At 69.4% G+C, this 18,256-nt stretch carries 19 protein-coding genes and 2 pseudogenes; 14 read left to right on the forward strand and 7 right to left on the reverse strand.

Features of this window, described 5'->3' with window-relative positions; genetic code table 11:
- Positions 1-388 precede the first annotated feature (388 nt).
- From ABZ656_RS16135 to ABZ656_RS16145, 3 genes are all read right to left on the reverse strand, one after another.
- Positions 389-1,066, reverse strand: coding sequence for an SDR family NAD(P)-dependent oxidoreductase (locus tag ABZ656_RS16135; RefSeq protein ID WP_360268446.1), 678 nt, complete (start codon positions 1,064-1,066; stop codon positions 389-391).
- A gap of 382 nt (positions 1,067-1,448) precedes the next feature.
- Positions 1,449-2,450 carry a helix-turn-helix transcriptional regulator gene (locus tag ABZ656_RS16140; protein WP_360268449.1) on the reverse strand — a complete coding sequence of 334 codons (1,002 nt, stop codon included), beginning with the start codon at positions 2,448-2,450 and terminating at the stop codon, positions 1,449-1,451.
- An 18-nt stretch (positions 2,451-2,468) separates the two neighbouring features.
- Positions 2,469-3,167 carry a helix-turn-helix domain-containing protein gene (locus ABZ656_RS16145; RefSeq protein WP_360268452.1) on the reverse strand — a complete coding sequence of 233 codons (699 nt, stop codon included), beginning with the start codon at positions 3,165-3,167 and terminating at the stop codon, positions 2,469-2,471.
- 153 nt (positions 3,168-3,320) lie between these two features.
- Between ABZ656_RS16145 and ABZ656_RS16150 the strand changes: the two genes are divergently transcribed.
- From ABZ656_RS16150 to ABZ656_RS16175, 6 genes and pseudogenes are all read left to right on the forward strand, one after another.
- Positions 3,321-3,998 (forward strand): SDR family NAD(P)-dependent oxidoreductase, encoded by a 678-nt coding sequence (locus ABZ656_RS16150; RefSeq protein ID WP_360268455.1) that lies wholly within the window; start codon positions 3,321-3,323, stop codon positions 3,996-3,998.
- 486 nt (positions 3,999-4,484) lie between these two features.
- A complete protein-coding gene (locus ABZ656_RS16155) occupies positions 4,485-4,835 on the forward strand; it encodes an LLM class flavin-dependent oxidoreductase (RefSeq protein ID WP_360268458.1) in 351 nt (116 codons plus the stop codon).
- Positions 4,810-5,232 carry an LLM class flavin-dependent oxidoreductase gene (locus ABZ656_RS16160; RefSeq protein WP_360268545.1) on the forward strand — a complete coding sequence of 141 codons (423 nt, stop codon included), beginning with the start codon at positions 4,810-4,812 and terminating at the stop codon, positions 5,230-5,232. Before ABZ656_RS16155 ends, ABZ656_RS16160 begins: the two co-directional genes overlap by 26 nt.
- Positions 5,207-5,542: a hypothetical protein gene (locus tag ABZ656_RS16165; protein WP_360268461.1), complete on the forward strand. Its 336-nt coding sequence runs from the start codon at positions 5,207-5,209 to the stop codon at positions 5,540-5,542. The genes ABZ656_RS16160 and ABZ656_RS16165 overlap by 26 nt, the downstream gene beginning before the upstream one ends.
- Positions 5,543-5,641: 99 nt before the next feature.
- On the forward strand, positions 5,642-5,938 hold the full coding sequence (locus ABZ656_RS16170) for a hypothetical protein (protein WP_360268464.1): 297 nt from the start codon (positions 5,642-5,644) through the stop codon (positions 5,936-5,938).
- Between the two features lie 126 nt (positions 5,939-6,064).
- Positions 6,065-6,637 (forward strand): annotated as a pseudogene (locus ABZ656_RS16175) (FAD-dependent monooxygenase); the annotation flags it as partial.
- Here the strand turns inward: ABZ656_RS16175 and ABZ656_RS16180 are convergent.
- The 4 genes and pseudogenes from ABZ656_RS16180 to ABZ656_RS16195 all read right to left on the reverse strand — a co-directional run.
- Positions 6,615-6,995: pseudogene (locus tag ABZ656_RS16180) on the reverse strand (alcohol dehydrogenase catalytic domain-containing protein); the annotation flags it as partial. The pseudogenes ABZ656_RS16175 and ABZ656_RS16180 sit on opposite strands and share 23 nt — an antisense overlap.
- Positions 6,996-7,085: 90 nt before the next feature.
- Positions 7,086-8,261, reverse strand: a complete 1,176-nt coding sequence (locus tag ABZ656_RS16185) for an FAD-dependent monooxygenase (RefSeq protein ID WP_101402746.1) — start codon at positions 8,259-8,261, stop codon at positions 7,086-7,088.
- A gap of 172 nt (positions 8,262-8,433) precedes the next feature.
- On the reverse strand, positions 8,434-9,462 hold the full coding sequence (locus ABZ656_RS16190; RefSeq protein WP_360268468.1) for a LysR family transcriptional regulator: 1,029 nt from the start codon (positions 9,460-9,462) through the stop codon (positions 8,434-8,436).
- Between the two features lie 88 nt (positions 9,463-9,550).
- Positions 9,551-10,462, reverse strand: a complete 912-nt coding sequence (locus ABZ656_RS16195) for a LysR family transcriptional regulator (RefSeq protein WP_101402744.1) — start codon at positions 10,460-10,462, stop codon at positions 9,551-9,553.
- A 130-nt stretch (positions 10,463-10,592) separates the two neighbouring features.
- Here ABZ656_RS16195 and ABZ656_RS16200 point away from each other — a divergent pair, with 130 nt between their 5' ends.
- The 8 genes from ABZ656_RS16200 to ABZ656_RS16235 all read left to right on the forward strand — a co-directional run bounded on the left by ABZ656_RS16200 (position 10,593) and on the right by ABZ656_RS16235 (position 18,240).
- On the forward strand, positions 10,593-11,594 hold the full coding sequence (locus ABZ656_RS16200; RefSeq protein WP_360268472.1) for a fumarylacetoacetate hydrolase family protein: 1,002 nt from the start codon (positions 10,593-10,595) through the stop codon (positions 11,592-11,594).
- A complete protein-coding gene (locus ABZ656_RS16205) occupies positions 11,591-12,553 on the forward strand; it encodes a cyclase family protein (RefSeq protein WP_360268475.1) in 963 nt (320 codons plus the stop codon). The genes ABZ656_RS16200 and ABZ656_RS16205 overlap by 4 nt, the downstream gene beginning before the upstream one ends.
- Before the next feature lie 25 nt (positions 12,554-12,578).
- A complete protein-coding gene (locus ABZ656_RS16210; RefSeq protein WP_360268478.1) occupies positions 12,579-13,709 on the forward strand; it encodes an FAD-dependent oxidoreductase in 1,131 nt (376 codons plus the stop codon).
- A complete protein-coding gene (locus ABZ656_RS16215) occupies positions 13,706-14,710 on the forward strand; it encodes an amidohydrolase family protein (RefSeq protein ID WP_360268481.1) in 1,005 nt (334 codons plus the stop codon). Before ABZ656_RS16210 ends, ABZ656_RS16215 begins: the two co-directional genes overlap by 4 nt.
- A 13-nt stretch (positions 14,711-14,723) precedes the next feature.
- The gene (locus ABZ656_RS16220; RefSeq protein WP_360268484.1) at positions 14,724-15,662 is read left to right on the forward strand and encodes a VOC family protein; all 939 of its coding nucleotides are present in this window, start codon (positions 14,724-14,726) and stop codon (positions 15,660-15,662) included.
- 93 nt (positions 15,663-15,755) lie between these two features.
- The gene (locus ABZ656_RS16225) at positions 15,756-16,727 is read left to right on the forward strand and encodes a fumarylacetoacetate hydrolase family protein (protein ID WP_101402738.1); all 972 of its coding nucleotides are present in this window, start codon (positions 15,756-15,758) and stop codon (positions 16,725-16,727) included.
- Positions 16,724-17,476: an SDR family oxidoreductase gene (locus ABZ656_RS16230; protein ID WP_101402737.1), complete on the forward strand. Its 753-nt coding sequence runs from the start codon at positions 16,724-16,726 to the stop codon at positions 17,474-17,476. Before ABZ656_RS16225 ends, ABZ656_RS16230 begins: the two co-directional genes overlap by 4 nt.
- Positions 17,473-18,240, forward strand: a complete 768-nt coding sequence (locus ABZ656_RS16235; RefSeq protein WP_360268489.1) for an SDR family NAD(P)-dependent oxidoreductase — start codon at positions 17,473-17,475, stop codon at positions 18,238-18,240. Before ABZ656_RS16230 ends, ABZ656_RS16235 begins: the two co-directional genes overlap by 4 nt.
- Positions 18,241-18,256: the final 16 nt, after the last annotated feature.

An 18,256-nucleotide genomic window follows, 5' to 3' on the forward strand; every position in this document is an offset into this window, starting at 1 on the left:
CGTTGCCCCGCACCGAGTCAGCAGTCCCAACTGCCCTTCTTCACACGGCAGTTCCACAGCTGCACGTCGCCATTGGGGCAAGTCGACGGTACCTGGAGACGGTCGTCGAGGTCGACGGCCCCCAGGCACTTGAAACAGAACGCGGGTCCGCCGCGGTCCCGCGCGAAGAATCTCGAGCCACGCTGCGGTGTCGTACGCATAGGTCATGACGCCTCCTCGCTGGGCGGCCACTGGGCGACTTGAAGGGCTGGCGGGACGAGCGGTCGAGGGCCGGGACCAGATCTGGTGGCCTGTGTGACAGACGAGCTTCTGGTGCCTGTCGGCGATGAGTTCCCCTGGCGGTGGTGTCTCCGATGATGGGGGGGAGTGCTGGTCAGCCGGTGAGGTGTCAGGCCCTGAAGATCCGCTCGGGCTGGTTGCGGTGAGTGGTGTGCAACTCCCAGTACAAGGGGGAGATCCGGTCGGCCGTGACCCTCGGCTGTCCGTAGAAGGTGGGCGTGCCGATTGTCGCGTCGATGCCGATGTGGGCGGCCTGAATGCCGGTGCCGTCCAGTTCCTTGTGCAGATTGATCGCCCAGTTGCGCAGGGCCGCCCCGGCGGCGTTGATGTTGGCGGTCGGCGGCTGGGGGTTGGCCGAGCGGGCGCCGGTGGTGAACAGCAGGGTGCCGGTGCCGGCCTCGCGCATCGCCGGTAGCACCGCCTGGGTGGCGGCGATGGCTCCGTAGAGCTGGAACTCAAGCTCCTGCTGCACGTGGGAGGGGTCCGTGTCGGCCGGAGTGCTCAGGAAGGTGGAGTCGAGTCCGCTGTTCGGGGAGTACTCCAGGACGTCGATGCCGCCGAACTGCGCGGTGGCGTCCTTGAGCGCCTGAGTGAGTGCGTCGCGGTTGAGGACGTCGGCGGCGAAGACGGCGGCGTTGATGCCTTCGGCGGTGAGTGTGCCGACGAGACCGTCGAGCTTCTCGCGGTTGCGGGAGATCAGGGCGACGTCGAAGCCCTGGGAGCCGAAGGTGCGGGCGATGGCCAGGCCCAGCTGAGGGCCGGCTCCGACGATGGCGATGCTGGTCACGGTAGTCCTTGGTAGAGGAGCGGGGAGGTGGCGGGCGATGGGTGGTCTCGCCGATGCCGTCAGCCAGACCACCCCCGCCTTTTGGATATGCCTATCCACTTCATGATCCGGATAGGCCGATCCGGATTTCCCGGCCAGCGTAGCACCGAAATTGGATAGAGCTATCCGATTTCGGGAGTGGTCGGCATCACCCGTGGCGACCGCCACCCAGCTCGCCGACCGAACCGGCACCCCTGACCCGTCGGGTCCGCCAATTCCGCCGAAGGATTCCCCAACGCTGCCGGCGTGGGTGAGGGAGCGTCGGGCAGCGCTGCCCTACCGAGCCGGCAACGTGAGCTCGTTCGTCGGCCGAGCGCCTTGGCAAGCCCGCAAGGCTGGCTGGTCAGCGGCTCTTGTGCCGGGTGGGTTCCGTAGCCGGGGGCCGTGTCGCTGCCCAGTCGGCGAGGAGTTTGAGCCGGTCCTCGGCGAGGGTGCCCGGTTCGGCGGTGTAGATGGTCAGGTCGTGCACCGCGCCGCGGGACAGGGGCAGGTCCAAGGAGCGGTACGAAAGCTCCAGGCGGCCCACCTCGGGATGCCGCAACTGCTTGACGCCCTCATGGCGGATACGGACGTCGTACGCGGCCCACATGGCGCGGAACTCTGAGCTCAGCGTGGACAGTTCGCCGACGAGCTCGCGCAGGGACCGGTCGTACGGCTCCCGTCCGGCTTCGGCACGCAACAGTGCGGCGGTGGCGATCACGCCGGCCTCCCGGTCGACGAAGACGTCCTGGGAGCCGGGGCCGAGGAAGAAGTAGCGGGCGAAGTTGGGGCGCCCGTCCTTGGCGGTGGTATGGCTGTCGAACATCGGTGCGTGCAAGGCCCGGGCCAGCGCGTTGTGGGCGACGATGTCGAGACGGCCATTGCGCACGAAGGCGGAGGCCAGCGTCATGGAGTCGAGCGTCCACTGGATGCTGGGCGGGACTGCGGCGTCCTTGCGTCGGGGCGGGGTGCGGCGGGCCGGCCGGGCGGCCCGGGCCAGGTCGAACAGGTAGGTGCGCTCGTCCTCGTCCAGCTGCAGCACCTTGGCGACCGCGTCGAGAACGTCCTCGGACACTCCGCTGATGCGGCCCTTCTCCAGCCGTGTGTACCACTCGGTGCTCACCCCGGCGAGGACGGCGGCCTCCTCGCGCCGCAGCCCCGGCTGAGGCGAAGGCTGAGAGCACCGGCGCCTCCTGTTCGAAGCGATGAGAGCGGCAACGCTGGTGGCGTGCGATGCACAGCTGCATCGAGACCTCCGCCCTCGCCGGGCTCCACGCACCGCGGATCTGCGTGCGCCGCATCCCGCGCGACGTGCCGCCTCGGCCGCCCTTTCCGGGCATGTTGCCGCCGCGCTGCGCCCCGGCATGGCGGGACCGGCCGGAGGTCAGTCGGTCGTGTCCGATTCGGGCGTGGTGAGGTCGGCGGGACTGGCACGGAGCATGGCCTTGTGGAGGTCGTCGTGTGGGGGCGACGGCGGCAGGGGGCCGCGGGCCGGGGCTTCGAGGGACTGGATGAACAGGGCGACGACGCGCCGCCAGGCGTCGGGGGCGGCGCCTCCGGTGGCGTTGACGACACCGGCGTTGGCCATGTGGAGCAGCACGATGTCCGAGGAGTCGAAGTCCTCGCGCAGCCGGCCCGCCGCCTTGGCCCGGCTGATGAGCCGCAACATGCCCTCGAGTGCCTCGTTGCGGCGCCCCTCCATGGCCTTGGCGGTGGGGAAGGACGTGGTCAGCACGTCGGCGAAGCCGTAGTCGGCGGCCTGCATCGCGCAGGCGGTCTCGATGTAGCCGACGAAACCGTGCCAGGGGTCGGGGTCCTCGAGGGCGACGGCGACCGCGTCGGCATAGGCGTCCATGCGGTCGGCGAAGACGGCGGCGACCAGCTCTTCCTTGGTGGGGAAGCGGCGGAACATGGTGGCGATGCCGACACCTGCCTCGCGGGCCACGGACGCCATGGAGGCGTTCAGGCCGTCGCGGGCGAACACCCTGCGGGCCGCAGCGATGATCCGCCCCCGGTTGCGCTTGGCGTCGCTGCGCAGCGGCTGGGCGGCGGTGTCGTCGGGGTGCTGGGAGCCAGGGGTCATGCCCGCCAGTCTAGCAATCGGATTGACCTATCCACTTTTAGTGCTAGTCTCGCTCCAGCGAGCCGGAGAGGCCTATCCGGTTCTGTAATCGGAGAGGCCTATCCGATTGCTGCCGCTCCCCCGCTCCCTACCGAGTCTTACGAAAGGATCGCTGTGACCAGCATCGCCATCATTGGAGCCGGCCCCGGTATGGGCCTGGCCATCGCCCGCACCTTCGGCTCCCAGGGCTTCGACGTCGCCCTGATCTCCCGCAACCGCGAGAAGCTCGACGGTCTCGTCGGCACGCTCGGCGCCGAAGGCATCACCGCCGCCGCGTTCCCCGCGGACGTACTCGACCATGACGCGCTCACCCAGGCGCTCAAGGACGCCGCCACCCGGTTCGGCGGCATCGACGTCCTGGAGTACTCCCCGCTCGCCATGGAATCCACCGTGCTGGCCACTCCGGCCGAGAGCGACCCCTCCCACATCCAGCGCGAGATCGAGGTCCAGCTGTACGGGGCCATGGCCGCCACCAAGGCGGTGCTGCCCGCGATGCGCGAGGCCGGCGCGGGCACCCTGCTCTACACCACCGGCGCCGGCTCGCTCGACCCGCTGCCGATGGTCGGCAACGTCAACGCCGCCGCCGCGGCGCTGCGCAACTGGGTGGTCAACCTGCACAAGGAACTGGACGGCACCGGCATCCAGGCGGCCCACATCGCCATCGACGTGGCGCTCGGCGGCGTCTCGATCGACCCCACGCTCAAGGCGGCCACGCCCGAGGCGGTTTCCTCCGTCTACTGGGAGCTGCACACTACCAAGCGTGACCAGGGCGAGATCGTCTACAGGGGCTGAGGCCGCGTCGGCTCCCGCGCCGACCCTTGATCGCGGCGCGGTGTGGCATGCCCTGCCGCGTCGCGGCCAAGGAGAAGGCATCCGCTCCGGTGAGCGTATTCCTGTAGATCGTGCAGGCCGCTGCCGGCCGCGGCATTCGCGGCCGGCAGCGGCCTGAAGACCACCAAGCCCGCAGGCAGTCACGGTCTCGGCCCCAACGGCCGTGGGTGGTGAGCGATGGCGCGGCCCCGGTGGTGTGAGTTCGGCGTCACCGAGTTCGCCCCGTCCTCGGGCCGGGCCTCCCGCGCTCCGTGGACATCAGGGCCGTGCTCACGCCGCTGACCGCCACCGGCCTCGCGGTGATCATGATGCTGGCAGCCACCGGCCTCGCGGTGACCATGATGCTGGCCGTGACCTTCCTGTGGGGCCGTTTCGGCCACCGTTCCTCGTGGCATCCGGCCCACTCCCCCTTCAGTCCAACTTCCGTATCGTGCAAAGGAGTTGTCGGTGGAACTCGGCATCCTCTCTCTGTCCGACCTGCAGACCGACGCCACCACGAGCGCTCTGCACGACGCCGGGCGCCGCACTCGCGAGATCGTGTCCTACGCCATCGCCGCCGACCAGGCGGGCCTGGACGTCTTCGGCCTCGGCGAGCACCACAGCCCGGACTTCGCCGTCGCCAACCCCGCCGTGCCACTGGCCGCGATCGCCCAGGCCACCAGCCGCATCCGCCTGACCAGCGCGGTGTCCGTGCTGTCCACCGCCGACCCGGTCCGCCTCCACCAGGACTTCGCCCCCCCTCGACCTGCTCAGCAACGGCCGCGCCGAGATCATCGCCGGGCGCAGCGCCTTCACTGAAGCGTTCCGCCTCTTCGGCGTCGGCCTGGACGACTACGACGAGGTGTTCGCGGAGAAACTGCGGCTGCTGCTCGCCATCCGCGACAACTCCGAGCACGTCACCTGGCACGGACGGTTCCGCCCGGCTCTGGGCGGCCTCCCGGTCCCACCTCGCCCCCAGCAGCCCCGACTGCCTCTGTGGCTCGGCGTCGGCGGCACTCCTGCCAGCGCGGAGCGTGCCGGGTATCTCGGGCTGCCCATGACGCTGGGCCTGATCGGCGGGGACATCCGCCGTGCCCGCGCGGCCGTCGAGCACTACCGGGCCGTCGGTACCGGAGCCGGCCACCAGGCCGACCGGCTCCGGCTCGCCGTCTCCACACACTTCTACGCCGGTGCCACCTCCCAGGGCGCGCGATGACCTCTTTCCGTACTACCGGGAGTACCTGCGCCCCAAGCAGCCCACGGGTCGCGGCTGGCACGTCTCCCGCGCCGACTTCGACGCCGTCTCCAGCCCGTACGGCGCACTGGTGGCCGGCAGCCCCCAGAAGGTCATCGACAAGATCCTCACCGAGCACGAACTGTTCGGCCTCGACCGCTTCCTCGGCCAGATCGACTTCGGCGGCATGCCCGCCTCGATGGTCCACCGGTCCATCGAACTCCTCGCCACCGAGGTCGCACCCGCCGTCCGCAAGGAACTCGCCCCGCCGACAGGACCGAACACAGCCTGAAGACCAGAACCGTCTGGCCTCACCCCGGGCCTGATCCCGACGTATTCCCGCCGGCTGATGTCCGCCCTCAGGGATCTCACTCTCGAGGAGAGAACTTCCATGACCGCGACCAACGACGCGTCAGACCTCGCCCCGGTACCACTCGACCCCCGCACGGCACGTCTCGTCGCGGCGTTCAGGGACGCTCTGGTCCGCATGCGCGACGGAGAAGAACTGACCCCCGAGGACCTCAACGTGGCCGCCGAAGTGCTGCAGTTGGTGCAGGCGACCACCGACGCCTCACTGGCGGCGACAGTCATGCCGTGGTTCAGGGAGGTCTTCCAGGGCCGCCAGGACGGCTCCGCCCCTGCACCCAGCCGCCGTGTTCCGAAGCTTCCGGAACCCCGCTGGTGGTGAAGGTGTGACAGCCGGTGAACTCGCCGACCACTACCGCATCGACAGCGTCCGCGTGAAGATCGCCCACCGCACAGGCCCGCAACCCTCACCGGGTTGGTCTGTCACCGACCGAGAAGGGGCGGGTTCGTGGAAGAACAGCACGTCGTCATTGCCGGAGGAGGCCCTGTCGGGTTATGGCTCGCTGCGGAACCGCGGTCAAGCGGGATCCCCGTCACCGTCGTCGAGGAGCGCACAAAGGTCGATGAGCGCTCCAAGGCGCTCTCCATCCACCCCCGCACCATCGAGGTCCTGGCATCCCGAGGAGCGCACAAACCGTTCCTCGCCGAGGGCCTGCCGATCCCGAGCGGCCACTTCGCCGCGCTCGAGGAGCGGCTCGAATTCCGGGACCTGGACACTCCCTTCCCGTACTCCCTCGCCCTGCCTCAGGGGCGCACCGAGACCCTGCTTCAGGAGCACGCGCTCAGGCTGGGGGGCACGATCACCCGCGGGCATCGTGTCACCGGGTTCACAGGGACCGCCGAGTCGGTGACCGTGCAGGTGGCGGGGCCGAAGGGGGCGTACGAGATACAGGCGGCTTACCTCGTCGGCTGCGACGGCACCCGCGGCACCGTACGCTCCGCCGCCGGTATTGACTTTCCCGGTACGCTCTCCACCGTCCTCGGCTGGTTCGGCGGCGTCACCCTCGACAGCCCACCGCGCCCGGGTTCAGCACCCACACCTCCAGGGCGGGGCCTCCACGCATCGCAGGGCGGTCAAGGCCGCCAGGCCCAGGCCGCCGGCCGATACGTCGTCCAGGTTGTCGGGCGTCGGCACCACCCCACTCGCGCGGCACTGCCGCCAACTGCGCAAAGGAACCACGGGCGGCCACGCGCTCGCGGACCAGTCCGAAGGCCCGTTGCCCGACAGCGAGGTCGGTGACGTTGGCGCCGAGGGCATCGATGGTGCCGCACAGATCGCTGCCGAGTACGACGGGGAAGTGGTAGGTCATGTAACGGGCGGCTGACCCGTTGGCGACCATGGCTTCGTGCGGGTTCACCGACGAGGCCGTCACCCTTACCGGAACCTCGTCGTCGGCAGGTCGCGGAGCGGGAACCTCAGTGAGGGGGCCGGACCGCTTTCACCGTCAGGCAGGACGTAGGCACACATGTCAGTAGGCCTCCTGAGCGAGTCGGGTCAATGCTCCCGGAATGCCGAGCTTCACCAGTTGCCCTTCATCGGGCGCCATTTCGCGCCCCATCTCCTGCTTGAGCAGGGCCAGGGACATGTCGGCGACAAACAGAGCACGGTCCCGACGCCGGGCAAACCACGCGTCCAGAGCCGCAGGTACCGCGGAGTGCTCCGCCAACGCGGCGGCGAGGGTGACAGCGTCCTCAACCGCCATGGCCGCACCCTGGGCCAGATGCGGAGGGCTGGTGTGGGCGGCGTCGCCGGCGATCGCGATCCGACCGCGAAACCACGGTTCGCGGACCGTGACGTGCTCCAGCGGCGTGTAATTGATCTGGCCGGCGTCGGTAATGGAGTCGCGCAGCTCGGCCAAGGGCCCGGTGAAGTCACGCATACGCTCGTGCACCAGGCGGACGAAATCCACTGGGTCGTGACGCGGGTTGCCCGGTTCCGGAGTGACCAGTGCGATGTACATCTCGTCGTCACTGATGGGCGTCAGGACGGCCTTCACGTCTTTGCCCATGACGAAGACGACCTGGGTGAGGTCAGCCGACCGGGGCATCCTGATCCGCCAACAGGCGAACCCGGTGAACGTCGGCGTGTAGGCGTCCGCGAACAAGTGCTCACGAACCCGGGAACGGAGGCCGTCGAAACCCACGACCACGTCGTAACGACTGCTCGCCGCGCCGTCCTGGCGCAGCGCTGGGGTGCGCTTGCCGGTCCAGGTCGCCAGCTCGACATCGATGCCGTCGTGGTCTTCGGTCATTTCCCAGATGGTGACACCAGTGATGATGTTGGCACCGGCCTTCTCGGCCGCCGCTCGCAGGATGCTCGTGTACAGCGGTCTGGCGATCCCGTTGTTCGACGGTTGGCCATAACGCCCCTCCGGAGGAGGGATGGTGGCTACCTCGGCACCTGCGGTGTTCCAGATGCCCAGCGGCTCGAACTGGAACCCGGATTCCAGGCAGCTGCCGCGGACGCCGATCTCCTCAAGCGCGGCCAGCGCGTTGTTGGGCTGGTTGAGCCCGACACCGAGCACCGACGCGGAGCCGGTAGCCTCCGCGACGTCGACTTCGATCCCTCGCTGGGCCAGTGCCGCAGCCAGTGTCAGTCCTCCGATGCCACCACCCTGGACGAGGACCTTCCGCACGGCGCTCATCGCTGCGCTCCGGGGCGACAGTTCGGGTCAACGAAATGGGGAATCGTCATCGATCCTCCTTGAGGGTCACCGTTGGGGGGATGACAGCACTGTAAAAAGGATCTTGGTTTGCGGGGAAGACACGATTGGCGATGGGGCTCATCGATCGGATCGATATTCCGACGTCTCACCGCTACTGGCCGCTTGCTTCCTGTGCAGCGTGCAGGACGACATCGCGAAACCACGCGTGCACCGGGTCGTCGTCGTATACGGGGTGCCACCACATCGCAACGGTCAATGGGCCGGCCTCGACCGGGCAGGGCAGCACCCGCACGTCCTCCCGGTGCGGCAGCAAGTTCACGAGCCGCCTCTGCAGCAGCGCGATCCTCTCACTGCCGGCCACGTGCCCGGGCACGGTGAGGAAATGGTCGGTGACCACCTGGACGTACGGTTCGACGCCCTTGAGCCGCAACTCTGCCATGCCGTGGGTAGTGCCGACCGAACTGTGAAAGGTGGCCACCCAGGGCAGTGACCGCAGGTGCTCGACGGTCAGGGCCTGACCGACAGCCTCGTTGGCGGCCGCCACCAGGCAGACCCACTCATCCTGGTAGAGGTCCCGAGAGTGAAGATCGGTGACAAGACCATGCGGCATGATGACGAGGTCGGTGCTCAGCATCCTCGCATCGGCTCGGTCCAACGGCTGCACGACGTTGCCGAGCAACCGCACTCGCGCCCGAGGCGCCTGCCGAGCAAGCCGGTCGGCCACCGCCGTAGCGAGCACCGCCTCGCCGTAGTCACTGACCATCAGGGAGAACTCTCGGGTCAAGGACGCCGGATCGAACTCCCGCTGCATACCAAACACCCGCTCGACCCCAGCGAGCGCCATCCAGGTACGTTCCCGCAGTTCCGCTGCCAGCGGCGTCAGCATGTACTGATTGCCCGCACGGGCCAGCAGTTCATCACCGAAATGCCGTCGCAGTCGCGCCAAGGACGCCGACATCGCAGGCTGCCCCACCCCCATCTCCTGCGCGGCCCTGCTCACGCTGCGCTCTCGCAACAGCGCGTCAAGAGCCATGAGCAGATTCAGATCCAAACTCCGCAGCTGCACGTGCTCACCCGATTGATCCGATCGATACCGAAGCTGCTGTGGCGTCACCGGCCCCTTCGGTGGCCAGACGCTCAGCTTTACCACGTGGCCCTTCGGGCCGCGCTGACCACTCACCTGACCGAGTCCAGTCCCGGGTCCGACAGGTGAATTTCGGCTTTCCCGACGCTTGGCTCGTTGCACCGGGGGCCGGGACGCCGTCCTCCTAGGGCCGGTCCGCCAGTCGTCTGCCGACCCGCGTGGCCGTCTCGCGCAGCCAGATGTGGGCGGCGTCGTGGGTGTGCACCGGGTGCCACCACAGTGCCTCCCGCAGCGGAACGGCCTCGTACGGCGGCTGAACCACTCGCACGGCGGCGAGCGGCGCCATCAGGCGGGCGAGACGGGCCTGCACCAGAGCGATCCGCCGCGTGCCTGCGACCATCAGGGGCAGTAGCTGGAAGCTGTCGACGGATACCTCCACGCGCGGTTCGATGCCGAGCATGCCGAGCTGGCGTACCGCGGGGGCGTCGTACGTTCGCTGGTAGGTGACCCAGGGCAACCGGGACAGGTCCTCCGTCGTGAGGCGGTCCTCGACGCTCGGGTGATCGTCGGCGACGAGAAACACCCAGCGGTCGTCGTAGAGGTCGGTGGCGGGGAAGTCGCTGATGATGCCGTGCGGCATGAGCAGGCCGTCGGTGGCACTGAGCATTGCGGCGGTGTCGTCGACCACGGTGGGCGGGGTCTGGGAGAAGCGCAGCCGGATGCCGGGCGCCTCCTTGTGCACGACGCGGGCGAGTTCGGTGCCGAAGACGGCGACGGCGTAGTCCGACGCGATCAGCTTGAACTCGCGGGTCTCCTTGGCCGGGTCGAAGTCGGCCTGGCTGGTGAAGAGGCGTTCCAGCACGTCATAGGCCGTGGAGGTGCGGTCGAGCAGGACTTGGCCGAGGGCGGTGAGTTCGTAGTGGCCGCCGACGCGGGCGAGCAGGTCGTCGTCGAAGTGGCGGCGCAGCCGGGCCAGGGCCGCGCTCATGGCGGGCTGGCTCAGCCCGACTCGCTGGCCGGCTCGGGTGACGTTGCGCTCTTCGAGCAGCGCGCGCAGCGCGACGACGAGGTTGAGGTCGAGGCGGGCCAGATTCACGGACTTCCCCTTGAGCAGTTCGGGACGACTACCAGCAAGAATAAATCGCATGGATAGCGATCATCCATAGGATCTATTTCCCTGATTGTGGATGCGGGGTCCAGATTAGTCGCACCGCAATCGGGAGGACATGTCCGTGAAACCTGAACCCGCGTCCGCGCTCTTCGCCGGACCGTTCGCCCTCGCCACGCTCTCGGCTCCGGACGGGCCGGCCTTTCCTTCCCTGGTTACGCCCGACGGCCAGGCACTCGACCTGCGGCACGCCTTCGGCGACGAGCGGCTGACCGCGCTGGACGTACTGGACCGTTGGGAGGCGGCCCTGCCGCAACTGCGCGCACTGGCGGCCGATCCCGCCCTGCCCCGCACGCCCCTTGCGGACCTTCGCGTGCACGCGCCCGTCGTGCCGCGGCAGGTTTTCCAGTCGGGCGCGAACTACCGGCAGCACGTGATCGACCTGCACGTAGCCCATCGCGCCCCCGGCGACGACCGCCCTGAGGAGGAGCGCCGCGCGGAGGCGGCGGAGCTCATGGATCGGCGGGCCGCGGAGGATCTGCCGTATGTCTTCATCGGACTGCCGAGCGCGATCACCGGACCGCACGACGACGTCATCCTGCCTGCCTGGGCCGAACAGCCGGACTGGGAGCTGGAGTTGGCGGTCGTCATCGGCCGGGCCGCCTATCAGGTATCGGTGGAGGAGGCACCCGAGTACATCGCCGGGTACACCATCGCCAACGACGTGACCGACCGGGCCACCGTCTTCCGCCGGGACATGCCGCAGATCGGCACGGACTGGCTGCGCAGCAAGAACGCCCCGGGGTTCACCCCGCTCGGCCCGTGGGTCGTCCCGGCCGAGTCGATCGCGCACCCCGACGACCTGCAGGTCACTCTCAAGCTCAACGGCGAGACCATGCAGGACGAGTCCACCAAGGACATGATCTTCAAGGTCGCGCGCATGGTGGCGTACGCCTCGCAGACCGCACAGCTCCTGCCCGGCGACCTGGTGCTCACCGGAAGCCCGGCCGGCAACGGCATGCACTGGGGCCGGCTGTTGCGCGACGGCGACGTCATGGAAGGCTCGGTCACCGGGCTCGGTGTGCAGCGCACCCGCTGTGTGGCGGAGGTTGCGCCGTGACCCTGGACCGCCACAACCCTGAGGCCGCAATCGCCGAAGCGGCCAAGGCCTTTTCCAACTGGGGGCGTTGGGGCGAGGACGACGTGCTCGGCACGCTGAACTTCCTCGACGAGGCCAAACGCCGCGAGGGCGCGGCTCTCATCCGGCGGGGTGTCAGTTTCTCGCTCGCTCAGTCCTTCGACATGAACGGCCCGCAGAGGGGCTGGCGTCGACGCACCAACCCGGTGCACACGATGCTGGACACCGGCATGGACGCGGCCCTGGGCCACCAGCCCTTCCCGCACGGCATGGGCGGCGCCGACGACGTGATCGCGATGCCGCTGCAGTGCTCCACGCAGTGGGACGGGCTCGGCCACATCTTCGACCACGGCAAGGCGTGGAACGGGCGCCCCGCGGAGAAGGTCGTCACCTCCGAGGGCGACCTGGTCACCGGCATCGAGCACATGGCTCCGCACGTCGCCGGGCGCGGTGTGCTGCTGGATGTGGGCCGTGTCATCGGCGACAGCGGCGAGCTGCCCGACGGCTTCGCCATCACCGAGGAGCACCTGACGGCGACGGCCGCGGCTCACGGGGTGACAGTGGGCCGCGGCGACATCGTGCTCGTGCGCACCGGCCGGCTGACCCGGGTCCGGCGTGAGGGCTGGGGTGACTACGCGGGCGGCGACTCGCCCGGCTTGTCCTTCACCACGGCCGGCTGGCTGCACGGCACCGAAATCGCCGCGCTCGCCACCGACACCTGGGGCTTCGAGGTCAGGCCGAACGAGTTCGAGCCCGCCTTCCAGCCGCTGCACCAGGTCGCCATCCCGCACCTCGGTCTGCTCATCGGCGAGATGTGGGATTTGGACGCGCTCGCCGAGGACTGCGCCGCGGACGGCGTGCACGACTTCTGGCTCACCGCCGCCCCCCTGCCGATCACCGGAGCCGTCGGCTCCCCGGTCAACCCGATCGCCGTCAAGTAACCGGCAGAACAAGGGAGTTACCTCTATGAGCAAAGTCCGTACGGTCCTGGTGATCGGCGGTGGTGCAGCCGGCAACGCCGTCACCGTCCTTCTGCGTCGCGGCGGATTCGTGGTGGATCTGATCGAGGCGATGGATGACTGGAACGCCACCGCAGGCTCCGGCATCACCCTCCAGGGCAACGCCCTGCGCGTCCTGCGGGAACTCGGGGTGTGGAAGCAGGTTCAGGCGTTCGGCTTCGGTTACGGCTCGGTCGGCATCACCGCCCCCGACGGCACCGTGCTGTACGTCGCCCGGGACATCCGCACCGGCGGTGACGACCTGCCCGCCACGCTCGGCATGCAGCGTCCCCAGCTCCAGCAGATCCTCATCGACGCCGTGCGCGCGAGCGGCGCCTCGGTACGCCTGGGCACGACCGCCCAGATCCTCGACCAGGACGCGAACGGGGTCTCCATACGCTTCTCCGACGGTTCCGAGGGCCGTTACGACCTGGTGATCGCCGCCGACGGACTCGGTTCCTCGACCCGCGCGGCGATCGGCATCACCGACACGCCGGAACCGACCGGCATGGCCATCTGGCGCATCGCCGCCCCGCGCCCCGCCGGTGTCACCCGCACCGACCTCGCCTACGGCGGCCCCGCCTACATCGCGGGCTACAGCCCCACCAGCGACAGCACCCTCTACGCGTACGTCGTCGAGGACAACCGCGACCGTGCCTCGATCCCGCCGACAACGTATGCCGACGAGATGCGCCGCTTCGCCTGCGCCTACGGCGGCTTCTGGCAGGAGATCACGCAGCACATCACCGACCCGGCGAAGGTCAACTACACGTGGTTCGACCGGCTGCTGGTCGAGGGCTCCTGGCACCGCGGCCGCGTGGTGCTGATCGGCGACGCCGCGCACTGCTGTCCGCCCACCCTCGCGCAGGGCGCGGCTCTGTCCCTGGAGGACGGGTGGGTGCTCGCCCAGTTGCTGACAGCCACGCAGAGCTGGGACGACGCGCTGTTCCAGGCGTACTACGAGCGGCGTATCGCCCGCGTCCGTCCGGTGGTGGAGGCGTCCGTGCAGCTCGGGCAGTGGCAGCTCGACGGCGTCGAAGACGCGGACGTTCCCGGTCTGATGGCCCGGACCATGACGATGCTGCGGGAGCTGCCGTGACCGTGCTCACCGTCGACGTGCACGCCCACGTCCTGCTGCCCGAGATCGAAGCACTGGTGGACGGCCTGCCGGGCCTGGCCAGGGCAAGGGCACTGGACGCCCGGCGCAACGGCCCGGCGACCCTGGCCGTCAACGGGCCGATGGTGCGTGAGCACATCCCCCGGCTGACCGACCCCGCCGTGCGGCTGGCCGCGATGGACGGGCAGGGCGTGGACGTCCAGCTCGTCAGCCCGTCCCCCTCGCACTACCACTACTGGGCGGACGAGAAGACGGCCGAGAAGATATACCGGCTCGCGGGCGAGGCGACGGCGGCGCATTGCTCGGCCACCCCCGACCGGTTGCGCGGACTCGGCCTCGTACCTCTCCAGCACCCGCGGCTCGCGGTGCGTGCCCTCGACCATGCCCTGGAACAAGGGCTGAGCGGAGTGGAGATCTCCAGCCACGCCCCGGGCCGTGAGCTGTCCGACCCGGCCTACGAACCACTCTGGTCGCGGGCCGAGGAGAGCGGCGCCGTCCTCTTCCTGCACCCCTTCGGCTGCACGCTCGACGAACGGCTCGACCAGTGGTACCTGTCCAACACCGTGGGACAGCCGACGGAGAACGCCGTCGCTCTCTCCCACCTGATCTTCTCCGGCGTCCTGGACCGCCACCCCGGTCTGAAGGTGATCGCCGCACACGGCGGTGGCTACCTGCCCACCCACATCGGCCGTGCCGACCACGCCTGGTCCACCCGTTCCGACGCCGGCGCGGGCTGCGCCCACCTGCCCAGCAGCTATCTCAAGCGCCTGTACTTCGACTCCCTCGTCCACGACCCGCACGTCCTTGCGGAACTGGTTCGCGTGGCCGGTCCCGACCGTGTCTGCCTCGGATCGGACTACCCGTTCGACATGGGAACCGAGGACCCCGTCGGCGCGCTGCGCGCCGCCCGGCTGTCCGAAGCCGACTTCGACGCCGTGTGCGGCGGCAATGCCGCCGCACTGCTCAACCTCACCCTCGACTGAGGAGGATCCCGTCATGAGCGCACGTCTGCTCACCCACCTGCGGCACGTCGATCTCGCCGTGCCCGACTACGACAAGCAGCTCGACTTCTACGCCGGTGTCTGGGGCCTGACCAAGGTCGCCGAGGACTCCGGCATCTCCTTCCTCGCCGCCGAGGGCTCCCCCGAGAGTTACGTCGTCCGGCTGCGCAAGGCCGACGAAAAGCGCCTGGACCTGGTGTCCTACGGCGCGGCATCCCACGAGGACGTCGACACACTCGCCGAACAACTCCTCGCCTACGGCGTGCAGTTGATATCCCAGCCGGGCAAGGTCGACACCCCCGGCGGCGGCTACGGCTTCCGCTTCTTCGACGTCGACGGACGCACCATCGAGGTCTCCGCCGACGTCGAGGTCCGCCGGCACCGCAAGATCGAGGAGAAGGAGTCGATCCCGGTCAAGCTGTCCCACGTCGTCCTCAACTCCCCTGATCTCAACCGGACCCGGGAGTGGTACGAGCGTCACCTCGGCTTCCGGCTCTCCGACACGCTCAGCTCGCCGCACATGGGCGAGGTCATGCACTTCATGCGGATCTCCAACCAGCACCACTCCATGGCCATCGCCCAGGGCCCGCACACCGCCCTGCACCACGTCTCCTTCGAGATGCGCGGCCTCGACGAGTACATGCGCGGCTCAGGCCGCGTCATCCGGGCCGGTCACCAGAAGGTCTGGGGGCCCGGCCGGCACATGGCCGGCGACAACACCTTCACCTACTTCCTCGACCCGCACGGCAACACCGTCGAGTACACGACGGAGCTGGAGCTGCTGGACGAGGACACCTGGCACCCGCACGTCTACGACTTCTCCCAGCCCGAAGTCACCGACCAGTGGGGCACCGCCAACCCGATGAACGAACTGGTCGCCAAGGAGTCGTTCAACGAGCCCGACCGCGGTGTCTTCGTCGCCCCGCCGGTCTGATCCCACCCCACTCCCGGGGGCGCGACGGCCCTGTCAACTGCCCTGACTGCACCAGCGCCGCGCCCCCGGACCCAGCCTGCCAGGAGCCGCACCATGCGTTTCGCCGCCTACGAGCACCAGCACCACCGCCGCGTGGCCGTCGTGGAGGACGACGGCACACTCCTCCCGCTACCCGGCGTCACGTCGTTCACCGCCCTGTTGACGGAAGCCGGCGGCCTGCCAGGGTTGCTGGCCGCGGGCGCGGCGGCGCTGGACGTACCGCCCGGCCCTCATGTCTCCCAGGTCCGGCTGCTGCCTCCCCTCCAGCCCGCCTCGGTACGGGACTTCGCCACCTTCGAGGAACACGTGGAAGGCGCACGGAGGTCCGTGCAAAGCGCCGTCGGTGTACCTGAACAGTGGTACGCCGCTCCGACCTTCTACTTCACCAACCCGCACGCCCTGTACGGCCCCCACGACAGCATTCCGGTACCACCCGGCTCCACGGTCCTGGACTTCGAACTGGAGGTCGCCGCCGTCATCGGCCGCGAGGGCCGCGACCTCACGCCCGAGCAGGCCCGAGACCACATCATCGGCTACACCGTCTTCAACGACTGGTCCGCCCGCGACCTGCAGTCCGCCGAAATGCAGGTCGGCCTCGGCCCCTGCAAAGGCAAGGACACCGCCACCACCCTCGGCCCCTACCTGGTGACCACCGACGAGCTGGAGCGCTACCGCGACGACGAAGGCTTCCTGCGGCTGGCGCTGACCGCCGAGGTCAACGGCGAGGTCGTCGGCCAGGACCTGCTGTCCAACATGAGTTGGACCTTCGAGGAGATGGTCGCCTACGCCTCACGCGGTACACAGGTGATGCCCGGCGATGTCCTGGGCTCCGGCACGTGCGGCAACGGCGGCTGCCTCGCCGAGCTGTGGGGCGTACGCGGCAAGCAGACCCCGCCACCCCTCAAGCCGGGCGACACCGTCACCCTCACGGTGGAAGGCATCGGCACCGTGTCCAACACCGTCGTCCCGGGCGCCGATCCGGTACCTCTTCCCGCCGGCCGACGCCGGAACCGGGAACGGCCATGAGCGACCTGTACCGCAAGAGGCTCCTGGGCAAGGTCGTCGTCGTCACCGGCGCGGCGCGCGGCCAGGGCGCTGCCGAGGCGGAGGCACTCACCCGGGAGGGCGCGCGGGTGATCGCCACCGACGTACGGCCGGAGGGCGACTGCCGCCGCCTCGACGTCACCAGCGAGAACGACTGGGCCGAACTCGCCGCCGAGCTGAAGGAGGCGTACGGGCAGGTGCACGGCCTGGTGAACAACGCCGGCATCACCTGGCGCGCCCGCCTCGGCGACGTCCAGGCCGAGGACTTCGACCGGGTCCACGCGGTCAACGTCACCGGCCCACTCCTCGGCATCCAGTACCTCGCCCCCCTCATGCCACCCAGCTCCTCGATCGTCAACGTCGGTTCGACCGCCGCACTCACCGCGCACTATCCGGTCGCCTACACCGCCAGCAAGTGGGGGCTCCGCGGCCTTTCCAGGGTGGCCGCACTGGAACTCGGGCCGCGCGGAATCCGCGTCAACACCATCCACCCCGGCTACATCGAGACCGAGATGACCGCCTCCGCCGCACCGGCCTTCCGCGAGACCGGCATCCGGGAAACCCCTCTGGGGCGCACCGGAACCGTCGGCGAGGTCGCGCCCCTTGTCGTGTTCCTGCTGTCGGACGAGTCGTCGTTCATCACGGGCACCGAGATCCCGGTCGACGGCGGCCTGACCGCCCACGGCGGCGTCAAGTCCTTGTCCGACGCCCTGCGCGAGGGGACGCCGTGAAACGGCTCGACGGCAAGGTCGCCCTGATCTCCGGCACCGCCCGCGGCCAGGGCCGGGCCGCCGCGCTGCGTTTCGCCGCGGAGGGCGCGCTCGTGGTCTGCGGCGACCTGCTGCACGAGGAAGCCGTCGAGACCCAGCGGTTCATCGCCCGGGAGGGGGGCACCGCCCTCGCCCCCGGCCCCCTGGACGTCACCGAGGAGGACTCCGTCCGCACCTGGGCCGAGGAAGCCGTGGACGCCTTCGGCGGTATCGACATCGTCTTTGCCAACGCCGGCGCCGTGCGCTTCGAACCGGTCGACGGCCAACCGTACGACGACTTCGGATCCACCCTGCGGGCCGAGCTGAAAGCGGTGTGGCTGACCGCCCACGCGGCCTGGCCGCACCTGGTCCGCAGCCGCGGCTGCATCCTGACCGCCGGCTGGACACCGGTACTCGGCGGCTCGCTCAGCAACCGGCGCACCGCCAAGGGCGGCGTGATCGCGCTGACCCAGCAAATCGCCGTGGAAGGGGTCCCGTACGGCATCCGTGCCAACTGCGTCACCCCCGGCATGATCGACACCGCCGGCTCCCGCGCCGATCTCCTTGCCGAGGACCATCCGATGCGCGACATAGCCCGCCACATCCCGCTCAGCCGGGTCGGCACTCCCGACGACTTCGTCGAGGCGGCCGTCTTCCTCGCCTCCGACGAGGCGTCGCACATCACCGGTACCCATCTGGTCGTCGACAGCGACTGGTCCACCGTGCTGCCCGGCGCGGCGCACTGAAAGGAAAACCCACACC

This window comes from Streptomyces sp. NPDC007095 (assembly GCF_040634475.1).
GTDB lineage: Bacteria > Actinomycetota > Actinomycetes > Streptomycetales > Streptomycetaceae > Streptomyces.

Bases quoted from the DNA above. Each gene is read 5' to 3' on its own strand.
- ABZ656_RS16220 (WP_360268484.1), top strand. From the start codon at position 14,724: ATGAGCGCACGTCTGCTCACCCACCTGCGGCACGTCGATCTCGCCGTG.
- ABZ656_RS16145 (WP_360268452.1), bottom strand. From the start codon at position 3,167: ATGACCCCTGGCTCCCAGCACCCCGACGACACCGCCGCCCAGCCGCTG.
- ABZ656_RS16210 (WP_360268478.1), top strand. From the start codon at position 12,579: ATGAGCAAAGTCCGTACGGTCCTGGTGATCGGCGGTGGTGCAGCCGGC.
- ABZ656_RS16225 (WP_101402738.1), top strand. From the start codon at position 15,756: ATGCGTTTCGCCGCCTACGAGCACCAGCACCACCGCCGCGTGGCCGTC.
- ABZ656_RS16185 (WP_101402746.1), bottom strand. From the start codon at position 8,261: ATGAGCGCCGTGCGGAAGGTCCTCGTCCAGGGTGGTGGCATCGGAGGA.
- ABZ656_RS16230 (WP_101402737.1), top strand. From the start codon at position 16,724: ATGAGCGACCTGTACCGCAAGAGGCTCCTGGGCAAGGTCGTCGTCGTC.
- ABZ656_RS16200 (WP_360268472.1), top strand. From the start codon at position 10,593: ATGTCCGTGAAACCTGAACCCGCGTCCGCGCTCTTCGCCGGACCGTTC.
- ABZ656_RS16140 (WP_360268449.1), bottom strand. From the start codon at position 2,450: ATGCCGGGGCGCAGCGCGGCGGCAACATGCCCGGAAAGGGCGGCCGAG.
- ABZ656_RS16170 (WP_360268464.1), top strand. From the start codon at position 5,642: ATGACCGCGACCAACGACGCGTCAGACCTCGCCCCGGTACCACTCGAC.